Raw genomic sequence first — 13,069 nt, 5'->3', positions numbered from 1 at the left:
CCCTCATCATGGTCAATTTGCCCCGCGATCGTATGGATCAAGTCGTCAAGCGTTTCGAGATGCTCGAAGCGCAGATGTCGGCCGGCCCGGCGCCGGATGCCTACGTGAAGATGGCATCGGAATATGCCGAGCTGCAGGACATGGTGGCAAAGGTCAGGGAATTGCGCTCGGCCGAGCATGAGCAGGCCGACCTCGAAGCGATGCTCGCCGACAAGGCCACCGACGCCGAGATGCGGGCGCTGGCCGAGGCGGATCTGCCCGGGGTGGAAGAGCGCATCGAGGTGCTGCAGAAGGACATTCAGGTCCTTCTGTTGCCCAGGGACGCCACCGACGACAAGAACGCCATCCTCGAAATCCGTGCCGGCACCGGCGGCGACGAGGCTGCGCTCTTCGCCGGCGACCTGTTTCGCATGTATGAGCGCTATGCCGCCGAGCGCGGCTGGCGGTTCGAGACGGTTTCGGCCAGCGATGGCGATGCCGGCGGTTTTAAGGAAATCATCGCCACCATTTCCGGTAAGGGCGTCTTTGCCCATCTGAAATTCGAATCCGGCGTGCATCGGGTGCAGCGCGTGCCGGCGACCGAGGCGAGCGGGCGCATCCACACTTCAGCCGCGACCGTCGCCGTGCTGCCGGAGGCTGAAGAGGTCGACATCGACATCCGGGCCGAAGACATCCGCATCGACACGATGCGCGCCTCGGGCTCCGGTGGCCAGCACGTCAACACCACCGATTCCGCGGTCCGCATCACCCATCTGCCGACCGGCATCATGGTGGTGCAGGCGGAGAAGTCGCAGCATCAGAACCGGGCCAAAGCCATGCAGATCCTGCGCGCCCGGCTCTACGACATGGAGCGCAGTAAGGCGGACGAGGAGCGTTCCGAATCGCGCAAGTCGCAGGTCGGTTCCGGCGACCGCTCGGAGCGCATCCGCACCTACAATTTCCCGCAGGGACGCCTTACCGATCACCGCATCAACCTGACGCTCTACAAGCTCGACCGGGTGATGATGGGCGAACTCGACGAGGTCATCAACGCGCTGATCGCCGATCATCAGTCGAAGCTGCTGGCCGATATCGGCCTTGATGGCTGACCCTTTGCCCGAGGCGCTGGGGCCGTTGCTGCGGGAAGCGCGGGCGAGGCTTATGGCGGCCGCGGTCGACGATCCGGCGCTCGACGCGCGGCTGATCGTCGAACATTATTCCGGCACGACGCGCACGCAGGCCATTGCCGACCCTGAACGCACGGTCGACAGGAACGCCATCGCCGCGATCGATGCCGCTCTGAGGCGCCGGGCGGATGGCGAACCGGTGCATCGCATCCTCGGCTACCGCGAATTCTACGGTTTGCGCCTGTCGCTTTCGCCGGAAACGCTGGAGCCACGGCCGGATACCGAAACGCTGGTCGAGGCGGTGCTGCCTTTCGTCAAGACAATGGCCGCGCGGGAGGGCGTCTGCCGCATCCTCGATCTCGGTACCGGAACCGGAGCCATCGCGCTGGCGCTGCTGAGCGCAGAGCCGGCTGCGACCGCCACCGGTGTCGACATTTCCGCAGGCGCACTGGCGACGGCGGCCCGCAATGCCGGGCTACTGGGGCTCGGCAACCGGTTCACGACAGTCCAGTCGGACTGGTTCAAAAAAGTTTCCGGCCGATACCATGTAATTGCCGCAAACCCTCCCTATATACCTTCAGAAGACATCGGAAATCTGCAGGACGAGGTCCGCGATTTCGATCCGCATAGAGCCCTTGATGGCGGCGCGGACGGTCTGGACCCCTACAGGATCATCGCCGCCGAGGCGGCAAGGTTTCTGGAAGCCGAAGGCAGGATTGCGGTCGAGATCGGCCACACGCAACGCAACGAGGTCAATGACATATTCCGCGCCGCCGGCTACGCGGCCGGCGAGGTGTTTGGCGATCTCGGAGGAAACGACAGGGTTATTGTCTTTCAACAGGGAAAGCCTTGACGCAGTGCGAAAAAACCGCTTGGCAATGCCGGGGAATGCGGCTAGGGTCGCCTTAACCGGATGAGACGAAGCAGGCAGTGCTCTTAGCGATTCGGTTTCCTTGGAAATAGCTGCCTTCTTGCGCAAACGATGCCCAAGCTTCGTGCGGGAATCGTCCGGCAAGTGATGTAACCGGAACAGGATGGCACGTGGCGCCAACGCAATTGATGCGGGCGAACGCCGGTGAAGAAACCAAACGGCTGGCTGCATGAGCGCCACCGTTCGTGACGAGTTTTCAAAAATTTCAAAATGAAGAGAGTCTAATGAGGCCACAACAGCAGAACAGGCGCATGCGCGGTCGCAACAACAATGGCGGCGGCGGTGGTAACAATAACAATAATAACAACAACAACCGCAAGGGACCGAATCCCCTGACGCGCAACTACGAGAGCAACGGTCCGGACGTGAAGATCCGCGGATCGGCTCAGCAGATCGCCGAAAAATACGCCACCCTGGCCCGTGACGCGCACAGCTCCGGCGACCGGGTGATGGCGGAGAACTATCTCCAGCACGCCGAACACTACAATCGTATCATCGCTGCCGCGCAGGCGCAGATGCCGATCCAGAATACGCAACAGAATCGCGATGATTTCGACGATGACGGCGACGAGGATCGTGACGACTTCGACAATTCCGGCAACAACAGCAACAACGTTTCCGATGCTCAAGCCCCGGTGGCCAACCATGGCGCCGGCCCGCAGCCGGTCATCGAAGGCATGCCGGCCGAGGTCGCGCTGAACCGGGAAAACGGTCGCGACAATCGTGACAATGGCGGGCGTGACAATGGCGGACGCAACAACGGCCGCGACAACAATGGCGGGCGCCATCGTGATCGCCGCCCCAATGGCGGCTACGGCCAGAACGGTCAGCGCGACTTTGCGTCGTCCTCCGATCAGGGTGGCCAGCAACGCAACGAGACCCCGGTCCAGGCAGACGCACAGGCAGAGCCCGCTTCACCGGTCGACATCGTTGCGGCAGCCGAGCCGGCTCCGATGTTCGAGAGTTTCTCGCCGGCGGCTCTTGCCGCCCAGGCCGAGCTCAACGAGGCGGCCGCCGAGAGTGGTGCTGCCCGTCGCCCGCGCCGTCCGCGCCGTCCGCGCACAAACGCCGATCAGGTCGATGGCGGTAGCGACAACGCCGATGCGGGCCAGGCGGCAGCCAGCCCTGTCGACAGCGGCAATGTCGAGCCGGTGATCGTCGATATCGACAACTGATCGAACAGCATTTCAAGACGTTGCACGGCGGGGAGAAATCTCCGCCGTTTTCGTTTGGGCTGACGTGGAATATTATGCATTGACCGATATCAAGGCGTCTTGAGACGGCATGGGCCATGCACCATATCTCGGCTGAACAGGATCCGGCTCGAATGGGCGGGTCCGTCACCGCAATCTGATCCGGTGCCGCAAAGCGGGCCGGTGATGGAAGGAGACAGATATGAACCTTGAGAAATACTCAGAGCGCGTGCGCGGCTTTATCCAGTCCGCACAGACCATGGCGCTCTCCCGCAATCACCAGCAATTCACCCCCGAACACATTTTGAAGGTGCTTGTCGACGATGACGAGGGCCTGGCCGCGTCGCTGATCGAACGCGCCGGCGGCAATGCACGTGACGTCAAGCTTGGCGTCGAGACGGCACTTGAAGCGATGCCGAAGGTAGAGGGCGGCAACGGCCAGCTCTATCTGGCGCAGCCGCTGGCCAAGGTGTTCTCGACGGCGGAAGAATTGGCCAAGAAGGCCGGCGACAGCTTCGTCACCGTCGAGCGGCTGCTGCAGGCGCTGACCATGGAGAAATCGGCAAAAACCGCCGACATCCTGGCCAAGGCCGGCGTCACAGCGCAGGCACTGAACCAGGTCATCAACGATGTCCGCAAGGGCCGCACCGCCGATTCGGCGAGTGCCGAACAGGGCTATGACGCGCTGAAGAAGTATGCGCGCGACCTGACTGCGGACGCCCGCGCCGGCAAACTGGACCCCGTGATTGGCCGTGACGACGAGATCCGCCGCACCATCCAGGTGCTGTCGCGCCGCACCAAGAACAATCCCGTGCTGATCGGCGAGCCGGGCGTCGGCAAGACGGCGATCGCCGAAGGCCTGGCGCTGCGCATCGTCAATGGCGACGTGCCGGAATCGCTGAAGGACAAGCAACTGATGGCGCTCGACATGGGCGCGCTGATCGCCGGCGCCAAATATCGCGGCGAATTCGAGGAGCGGCTGAAGGCCGTGCTTTCGGAAGTCACTTCGGCGGCTGGCGGGATCATCCTGTTCATCGACGAGATGCACACGCTGGTCGGCGCCGGCAAGGCGGATGGCGCGATGGATGCGTCGAACCTGTTGAAGCCGGCGCTGGCGCGCGGCGAACTGCACTGCGTCGGTGCGACCACGCTCGATGAGTACAGAAAACATGTCGAGAAGGACGCGGCACTTGCCCGCCGTTTCCAGCCGGTCTTCGTCGACGAGCCGACGGTGGAGGACACCGTTTCGATCCTGCGCGGCCTGAAGGAGAAGTATGAGCAGCACCACAAGGTGCGTATCTCCGACTCGGCGCTGGTGGCGGCGGCGACGCTGTCCAACCGCTACATCGCCGACCGCTTCCTGCCCGACAAGGCGATCGACCTGGTCGACGAGGCCGCGTCGCGGCTCAGGATGCAGGTCGATTCCAAGCCCGAGGCACTGGACGAGATCGACCGCCGCATCATGCAGCTCAAGATCGAGCGCGAGGCGCTGAAGGTCGAGACGGACGAGGCTTCGAAGGACCGGCTCGCCCGGCTGGAAAAGGAACTTGTCGGCCTCGAGGAGGAATCGACCGAGATCACCACGAAGTGGCAGGCCGAGAAGCAGAAGCTCGGGCTCGCCGCCGACTTGAAGAAGCAGCTCGACGAGGCACGCAACGACCTCGCCATTGCCCAGCGCAAGGGTGAGTTCCAGCGCGCCGGCGAGCTTGCCTATGGCAAGATCCCGGAACTGGAAAAGAAGCTGAAGGAGGCCGAAGCCCAGGACGGCAAGGTCGGCATGGTCGAAGAAGTGGTCACGCCCGACCACGTCGCCCATATCGTCTCGCGCTGGACCGGCATTCCGGTCGACAAGATGCTGCAGGGCGAGCGCGACAAGCTGCTGCGCATGGAAGACGAGATCGGCAAGCGTGTCGTTGGCCAGGGCGAGGCGGTGCAGGCCGTTTCCAAGGCTGTACGCCGGGCCCGCGCCGGCCTGCAGGATCCGAACCGGCCGATCGGCTCGTTCATCTTCCTCGGACCGACGGGCGTCGGCAAGACCGAACTGACCAAGGCGCTGGCAAGCTTCCTGTTCGACGACGACAGCGCCATGGTGCGCATCGACATGTCGGAGTTCATGGAGAAGCACTCGGTTTCCCGGCTGATCGGTGCGCCTCCCGGCTATGTCGGCTATGAGGAGGGCGGCGCGCTGACCGAAGCGGTGCGGCGCCGGCCCTATCAGGTCGTGCTGTTCGATGAGATCGAGAAGGCACATCCCGATGTCTTCAACGTGCTGCTGCAGGTGCTCGATGACGGCCGTCTGACCGACGGCCAGGGCCGCACGGTCGATTTCCGCAACACGCTGATCATCATGACGTCGAACCTCGGCGCCGAATATCTGGTCAATCTCGGCGAGGACCAGGATGTCGACGCCGTGCGCGACGAGGTGATGAATGTGGTCAAGGCGTCGTTCCGGCCCGAGTTCCTCAACCGCGTCGACGAGGTGATCCTGTTCCACCGGCTGCGCCGCAAAGACATGGACCGCATTGTCGAGATCCAGCTCAAGCGGCTGGAAAGCCTGCTTGCCGATCGCAAGATCACATTGTCGCTGGATCACGAGGCGATCGAGTGGCTGGCGGCCAAGGGCTACGACCCGGCTTATGGCGCGCGGCCGTTGAAGCGGCAGATGCAGAAAGAACTGCAGGACCCGCTGGCGGAGAAGATCCTGCTCGGCGAGATTCTCGACGGCTCGACTGTCAAGGTCACGTCCGGTTCCGACCGGCTGAACTTCCGCTCGAAGCCGACAGTCGTCGCGACCGAAGCGGCGGCCTGATCCAACGCCGCGCGTCCAGGCTGGACGCGCGGCGTTTTCATTCCATATTGATGGGGGCGCGGATGACGCTGGACGACTACAACAGCTTCTGCGCCTCGCTGCCCGCGACAAACTATGTTGTCCAGTGGGGCGGCGCCCATGTCTGGAAGGTCGGGGCCAAGATGTTTGCGATCGGCGGCTGGGACCAGGGCCAGCAGCTCTTCGTCACCTTCAAATGTTCCGACATCGCCTATGATGTGCTGAAGGAGCAGCCGGGCTTGCGGCCCGCGCCATACCTTGCCTCGCGCGGCATGACATGGATCCAGCGTCGGACAAGCCAGAGCATGGATGATGGTGCGTTGAAGGACTATCTGCGCGAGAGCCACCGCCTTGTCGCCCTGAAGCTGACCAAGCAGGCGCGCAAGGAATTGGGGCTCGCCGGAAGCTAGCTAATATTCGTCGATACGCCGGAAAACCGCCATCTTCATGCCCGGTTCATGTTGGAACCATATGGTGGGTAACTGGTTTGTTGGCGAAGGGGTTCGCCTTACAGGGACACCACTGCCGGGCGGCGGCAATTACGGACCGGAGAGTTTGGCCACGATGTTCCGCACGATCTTTGCCCTTTCGGCGCTTGCCGCCGGGCTTGTGTCTTCTGCCGCGCTTGCCGCGCCGACACAGGACAACGCACCAAGAGTTGCCCGCGCTGCCAGTGATGGCGGCATTCTCGTCGCCCAGGACGGAAATCTGGACATCTACTACGACGCCCGCGGCAACCGCGTGATCGTCGATGCCGATACCGGCAAGGTCATCGCCATCCAGCCGCCGCAGACACGGCTTGACCGGCGCGCACTGCGCCGCGAAACAAGGCTGCGCGAGTTGGGCCGGGCTCCCGCCGACGATGATCGCTACTATCTCGACGATCCGGAAGACATGGCGCGGTTCCGCCGCAAGCAGTTGGAAGAGGAAGGCAGGGTCATCCCACCGCCGGCCGACGAATACGATCCCAATAGTGACAATTCGGTCGAGGCCTATCCGCCGGCGCCGCAGGACGACGGCAATTACGACAACAACTATCCCGATGCGCCGCAGCCGGCAAAACCAGGCACCATCAAGCGCCAGCCGCTCAACGAGGCCTCGATCGATCCGGCGCAGCCAGACGTGCAGCAGGCCAATCCGGAAACGCAGCCGCCGGACACCGGTGGCAAGGCCGCCGTCGATCCGTCGCTATCGCTGGGAGCTCGCCAGGATGTCGCGGCACTGCAGGTCCTCCTCGACAGGGGCGGTGCTTCGCCCGGCGTCATCGACGGTCGCTTCGGTTCGAATGTCGACAAGGCGCTCGCCGCCTACAATGAGATCACCGGTAGCAATTTGAAGTCGACTGATGCGGTCGGCATCCAGGCAGCACTGGCGCAGTCCGGTGGCGACGCCTTTGCCAACTATACCATCTCGGCGGAGGATGCGGCCGGCCCCTATGTCGCCTCGATCCCGGAAGACTACAGCCAGAAGGCGCAGCTCAACTGTATGTGCTACACCTCTGTCACCGAGGCGCTGGCGGAGCGCTTCCACATGGATGAGAACTATCTGAAGTCGATCAACAAGGGCCTCGACTTCGATAGTCCCGGCACGATCATCAAGGTCGCCAATTTCGGCAAGCTGGTGTCGACGCCGGTCGCACGCATCGTCGCCGACAAGACCAAGAAAGAAGTCTACGCCTACGATGCGGGCGGCAAGCTGGTCGCAGCCTATCCCGCCACCATCGGCTCGGCCGACACGCCATCGCCCACCGGCATCCACGCCGTGTCGCGAATCGCGCTCGACCCGAACTACACCTACAACCCGAACATCAATTTCAAGCAGGGCCAGAACGACAAGATTCTGACCGTTCCGCCAGGCCCCAACGGACCTGTCGGGTCGGTCTGGATCGCCTTGGACAAGCCGACCTATGGCATCCATGGCACGCCGGAGCCGTCGAAGATCGGCAAGACCGAGAGCCATGGCTGCGTGCGCCTGACCAATTGGGACGCGCGCGAACTCGCCAAACTGGTATCGCCAGGCGTTACCGTGGAATTCGTTGGCGGCCCTTCAGCCGATGACGTTGCGCAGCAGTGAGCCGCGCAGCGCAGCGGCATAAATCAACTGCACGACCAGAATGAAGCCGACGCTGAGCAACGGGTTGATCAGGCACAGTGCGGCGCCGACCGCCCACAGGATCTGCGCCTTGACGATGCGCCGATAGACCGTGCGCTTCGTTTCAGCATCGACGTCTTCCGCGACAAAGCCGTTCTTTTCCGCATAGCGCCAGCTGGCGAACAGGGTGACGCCGAGCATCAGCAGGTTGAGCCAATAGACCAGCACCGCAGTCCTGAATTCGAGGAAGTCGGCCAGAAGGTCGGTCGAGAACGGCAACAGCGCGATGAAGGCGAGAAAGCACAGGTTCAGCGTCGCTAGCCGCCTGTCGGATTTGGCGATCAGCCATGCTGCGCCTGCTGGCCGAACCAGAAGATGGTCAGGGTCAGGAAACTCAAGGCATACGTCAGGAAACGAGGCGCGAGGGCCGCAATCGCGGCAAGCAGATCGTGTTCCGAATGGATTGCCTCATGCGCCGGCACCCTGATCTCGAGCACGATCAGCGTGAGCGCGATGGCGAAGACGCCGTCGGTGATGCCGACAATGCGGCCGCGCCCTTCCGCCGATGCTTCAAGAGGACGCTTCATTGATTTCTCCCGCTTGCCGCCTTCCGGAAAACTTAGCATGACTGCCGTCGTTTGCATCCGGGGTGGACGAATCCTGGCCAATTGGCTGGTTTCAAGGACTGCAAGGCGCTGGCCGGTTGTTGCCGGCGCGCTTGCGGTCTAAGCAGGGTGCCATGCATTCACCAAGCGAAGCCGCCGCCGTCCCGCTGACCAGCCCGGTTGCCAGCGGGACGTTCTGTCCGCAATCGCAGCGGCGATTCGTGCTGATCGCGGCGATCCTGGCCTCGGCGCTCGGCTTCATCGACGGATCGATCCTGGCCATCGCCATGCCGGCGATCCGCGTCAACCTTGGCGCCAGCCTTGCCGAGGCGCAGTGGATTTCCAATGCCTATGCGTTGACGCTGTCGGCGCTGATCCTTGCCGGCGGGGCCGCCGGCGACCGGTTCGGGCTGCGCCGCGCCTTTGTGGCCGGCATCGTGCTGTTCGTCGCCGCGTCGCTCGCCTGCGCGCTGGCGCCGAACGCTGTCGTGCTGATCGCGTTTCGTGCCCTCCAGGGCATTGGTGCCGCGATCATGGTGCCCGGCAGCCTCGCCATCATCGCCAAGGCCTACCCGAAGAAAGAACGCGGCCGCGCCATTGGCATCTGGGCCGCCGCCTCGGCGTTGACCACCGCACTTGGCCCGGTGCTCGGCGGCCTCGTGCTGTCGGCTTTCGGCGGCGGCATCTGGCGGGCGATCTTTGCCGTCAACCTGCCGCTCGGCCTGATCTCGATCTATCTCTTGCTTGCCAAGATTCCGGCCGATGCACCGACGGAAAAACGCAGCCTTGATCTTGGCGGTGGGGCGCTGGCGACACTGGCCTTCGGCGCGCTCGCCTATGGGCTGACCTCGATGAGCTCCAGCGGCGAGGGCCATATGGCAGGGCCGAGCATTGTTGCCGGCATCGTGCTGCTTGTCGTCTTCATCCTGTTCGAAAAGCGGCAACGCGAGCCGATGATCAACCTCAGCCTGTTTCGCATCGGCGCTTTCGCCGGCGCCAATCTCGCGACCTTCTTCCTCTATTTCGCGCTGTCGGCCAATCTGTTCTATCTGCCGATGCTGCTGATCGCCGGCTGGGGGCTGAGCACGGCCGAAGTCGGCTTCATCTTCCTGCCGCTGTCGGCATCGATCGCGCTTCTGTCGGGACCGGTCGGCCAATTGTCGGACCGGATCGGGCCCCGTTTCCCGATCGCCTGCGGCAGCCTGATCGTGGCCTTCGCTTTCGCCGGGCTTGCCTTGCTCACCCATGCCGGCGTCCACGATTTCTGGACGGGAACATTTCCGCTGATGGCGCTGATGGGGCTCGGCATGGCGCTGGTTGTCTCGCCACTGTCGACCGCGATCATGACGGCGGTGGAAGACAAGGACACGGGGGCAGCTTCCGGCATCAACAATGCCGTCTCGCGTATTGGCGGCCTGATCGCGGTGGCGGCGATGGGGTCACTGGCCGCCTGGGTCTACGCCAATGCATTGGACGGGAGTGCGATATCAGGCGTGCCAGGTTTCGGCGAACCCGCGCCGACCGACCTTGCGCCGGCGCTCGATGCGGCAAGGCTCGCCGCCAGCGACGCCGCCTTTTCGGTGGTCTCTTCGGTGACGGCGCTGCTTTGCCTGCTTTCCGCCGTCGTCGCGTGGACGACAATTTCCGGCTCGCCACTGCCTTGGTCGCGGCGCGCCGAATCCAGGCAGGACTGAAAAGCCGGGGGATCAGCCGTCGATCTTGGCGCTCGCGACTTTCAGCGAATTGCCGTCTTCCTGCTTCAGCAGATCGTCGATGCGCTCGCGCTCGCGCTTGAAGGCGACGAGGTCGTCGCCCTTCAGCACCTTGCCGACCGGCAGGCGGACACGCATCGGATCGACCTTGGTGCCATTGACGATCAGCTCGTAGTGAAGGTGCGGGCCAGTGGCGAGGCCGGTCTGGCCGAGATAGCCGATGGTCTGGCCCTGGCGGACATGCACGCCCGGTTCGATGCCTTTGGCAAAGGCGCTCTGGTGATTGTAGGAGGTCTCGTAGCCATTGGCATGGCGGATGATGATCTGCTTGCCGTAGCCGCCGGCCCAACCGACTTTTTCGATGGTGCCGTTGCCGGCGGCGATGATCGGCGTGCCGATCGGGGCCGCCCAGTCGACGCCGGTGTGCATGCGGACATAGCCAAGAATCGGATGTTTGCGGGCGCCGAAACCGGAGCGGAATTTTCCGGCGGGCAGCGGATTGCGCAGCAGGAACTGTTGGGCACTCGAGCCGTCATCGTCGAAATAGTCGGTCGAGCCGTCCTGCATCTGGAAGCGATAGAAGTTCCGCGTCTGGCCGCCAAAGGTCGCCGAAACATAAAGAAGCTCGGAACTGTCCGACGTCTGGTCGTCGCCATCGGGCTGCGAGAACAGCACTTCGAGGCGGTCGGCGGGATTGAGGCGCGACTGGAAGTCGACATCGGATGCCAGGAGCTTGATCAGCCGCTGGGTCATCGCCTTGGACATGCCGTAGGAATAGGCGGCGCGGTAGATGCCGTCATAAACATTGGGCAGGTTGCCGCGCACCACCACGGGTGCCGACGAATCATCGAACGCCGTCAAAAGTTCAGGATTTGGATCCGGCTCCTGCGCCGGCACGTATTGGCCGCGATCGTCGAGCGCGATGGTGACGATATGCGTGGTCTTGTCATAGACGCTGGTGCGCACGACCTTGGCGGCATCGCCGTGAACCTCGAGGCCGACGCGCAGCACCGTCCCGGCTTTCAGTGTCGGCGCGTTCAACAGTTTGGCGATTGCTTCGGCCATGCCGGTGGCGTCGTCGCCTGTATAGCCCGAATCGGCAAAGGCCTCGGTGAGGTCGGTGTCCTTGGTGAAGGGAATGATTTCCTCGGCGAAAGCCGGAGCCTGGTCGTCAATGGCGGCACGCGGCGACACCGAGACGTTTTCCGGCACGATCTTCACGTCATAGGAGCCGGCCATGCTCTCGGCAAAGGCTTCGCCGAATCGCTGCGGATCGACATAGTGGAGCGAAGCGACCTGCACGGCGCCGTCGCTGAGGTCGGTGCCGGCTTCCCGCACCACCTTTTCCACCTCGTCGGCGGACAGGTCGCTCTTTTCGTCGAAGGAGGCCGTCTCGACGGGGAAATCGACGGTCTTCAGGCTCATCTCACTTTCGACCTTGGCGCCGTAGATCTGACCGGATGCGGCCGATGCCGTCGCTGGCTGCGCCGGCGTGTCGTCGCCGTCATCGCCGAACACCTGCATTGGGTCGAAAGGCGGGTAGGCCCGGCTGGTGGTGTGGCCGGCCGCAAGCGCCATCTTGATCTGCACGAAAGGCATGGTGTGGATGACATCGCGGTCGCCGACCTTGGTGACCATCGACACTTCCATGCGGCGGCGGTCCTTGGCCTTGGCGATCTGACGCGGCGCCACCAGCCTGGTCGTCTTGGCCACCTCGCCGGAATCGCCATTGCTGGCAAGGCCGATCAGTTCGGCGATCTCGGGCGGGGTTGCCAGTTGCTGGCGCCCGTCCAGGGCGGCGAAAAGCGCCACGCCCATCAGCACGCTCGAGGTCACGCCGGTCAGGAATGTGCCCGACAGCCAGCGTGCAGAAACCTCGCGCCGATCGGGCGGGCCGCTGCGGCCATCCGCGATAAGCGGCGGCTCATTGCCGAGTTCGGCTATGACATCTTCCGTGTCTGGCATCCAGAAAGGCTGCTTCTTCCCCGGGCGGAACGGCTTGTCGCTTTTGTTGTGGCCATGACATTTGCCTGTCACGGCAGGTTAAGTCAACGAAGCCTCAGGCCCCGGTCGAATTCCCCTCGCGCACTTCTCTTATAGAGCGCTCTGCAAAGTGGGCGGCGTGCCTTCTCTATAAGGCTCATCGCGCTCTCTCTTATGAGCCTCTTAAAAGAGGGCATTGCACGGCTGTGCCATGGCCTCTTTTGGTGGCCCTGGTGTCGAACGGCAATGCGGCGGCAATAGGGCTCCTTCGTGGCCGGCCCCGTGTTGTCCTTTGTTCCCCTGGGGCAGCCGGCTATCGACAAAGCGAGCCCGAAATTTCTGTCGCAAAAAGTTCAAAAACTTTCGAATGGTGTGTTGACAGTTTGGATCGGTGGCGACTATATACGCCTCACGAACGAGGGCGGTGCGCCGCTGGCGACGAAGAAGTTTGCTTCTAGGTCTGCCCTCCGCGAAATTCAAGAGAGCCGCGTAAGCGACACTCGGACGGCCCCGAAGCCAAAAGCGTAACGGGCCACGACACCGCGTCTGCGGCGTCTGTTCTTTGAAAATTGAATAATGAAGAAAGAGAAACGTGGGCGGCAGAGTCCTGCTGAACCTCTT

The 13,069-nt window shown here is 63.2% G+C and carries 10 protein-coding genes; 7 read left to right on the top strand and 3 right to left on the bottom strand.

Annotated elements, in window-relative coordinates:
• Positions 1 to 8 precede the first annotated feature (8 nt).
• The 6 genes from prfA (at position 9) to AC1DX4_RS34320 (ending at position 8,130) form a co-directional block, all read left to right on the top strand.
• On the top strand, positions 9 to 1,088 hold the full coding sequence (prfA, locus tag AC1DX4_RS34345) for a peptide chain release factor 1 (protein WP_477224559.1): 1,080 nt from the start codon (positions 9 to 11) through the stop codon (positions 1,086 to 1,088).
• Complete coding sequence (prmC, locus tag AC1DX4_RS34340) at positions 1,081 to 1,959, top strand: peptide chain release factor N(5)-glutamine methyltransferase (RefSeq protein ID WP_477224558.1); 879 nt, start codon at positions 1,081 to 1,083, stop codon at positions 1,957 to 1,959. Before prfA ends, prmC begins: the two co-directional genes overlap by 8 nt.
• 302 nt (positions 1,960 to 2,261) lie before the next feature.
• A complete protein-coding gene (locus tag AC1DX4_RS34335; RefSeq protein ID WP_477224557.1) occupies positions 2,262 to 3,212 on the top strand; it encodes a DUF4167 domain-containing protein in 951 nt (316 codons plus the stop codon).
• A 220-nt stretch (positions 3,213 to 3,432) separates the two neighbouring features.
• Entirely contained in the window at positions 3,433 to 6,039 is a 2,607-nt protein-coding gene (clpB, locus tag AC1DX4_RS34330; RefSeq protein WP_477224556.1) for an ATP-dependent chaperone ClpB, read from the top strand.
• A gap of 62 nt (positions 6,040 to 6,101) precedes the next feature.
• Positions 6,102 to 6,467 (top strand): MmcQ/YjbR family DNA-binding protein, encoded by a 366-nt coding sequence (locus AC1DX4_RS34325; protein ID WP_477224555.1) that lies wholly within the window; start codon positions 6,102 to 6,104, stop codon positions 6,465 to 6,467.
• Positions 6,468 to 6,621: 154 nt separating this feature from the next.
• A complete protein-coding gene (locus AC1DX4_RS34320; protein ID WP_477224554.1) occupies positions 6,622 to 8,130 on the top strand; it encodes a L,D-transpeptidase family protein in 1,509 nt (502 codons plus the stop codon).
• On the opposite strand, the gene AC1DX4_RS34315 is transcribed toward AC1DX4_RS34320, so the two are convergent.
• Both AC1DX4_RS34315 and AC1DX4_RS34310 read right to left on the bottom strand, forming a co-directional pair.
• Positions 8,104 to 8,427 carry a TMEM175 family protein gene (locus AC1DX4_RS34315; RefSeq protein WP_477224553.1) on the bottom strand — a complete coding sequence of 108 codons (324 nt, stop codon included), beginning with the start codon at positions 8,425 to 8,427 and terminating at the stop codon, positions 8,104 to 8,106. The genes AC1DX4_RS34320 and AC1DX4_RS34315 overlap by 27 nt on opposite strands.
• Before the next feature lie 62 nt (positions 8,428 to 8,489).
• Positions 8,490 to 8,735, bottom strand: a complete 246-nt coding sequence (locus AC1DX4_RS34310) for a TMEM175 family protein (protein WP_477224552.1) — start codon at positions 8,733 to 8,735, stop codon at positions 8,490 to 8,492.
• A gap of 152 nt (positions 8,736 to 8,887) precedes the next feature.
• Between AC1DX4_RS34310 and AC1DX4_RS34305 the strand changes: the two genes are divergently transcribed.
• Positions 8,888 to 10,447, top strand: coding sequence for an MFS transporter (locus tag AC1DX4_RS34305; protein ID WP_477224551.1), 1,560 nt, complete (start codon positions 8,888 to 8,890; stop codon positions 10,445 to 10,447).
• Between the two features lie 12 nt (positions 10,448 to 10,459).
• On the opposite strand, the gene AC1DX4_RS34300 is transcribed toward AC1DX4_RS34305, so the two are convergent.
• On the bottom strand, positions 10,460 to 12,430 hold the full coding sequence (locus tag AC1DX4_RS34300; RefSeq protein WP_477224550.1) for a M23 family metallopeptidase: 1,971 nt from the start codon (positions 12,428 to 12,430) through the stop codon (positions 10,460 to 10,462).
• Between the last annotated feature and the right edge of the window lie 639 nt (positions 12,431 to 13,069).

Source organism: Mesorhizobium sp. P3_A8, from assembly GCF_056402995.1.
This window is presented reverse-complemented; position numbering and strand designations above follow the sequence as displayed.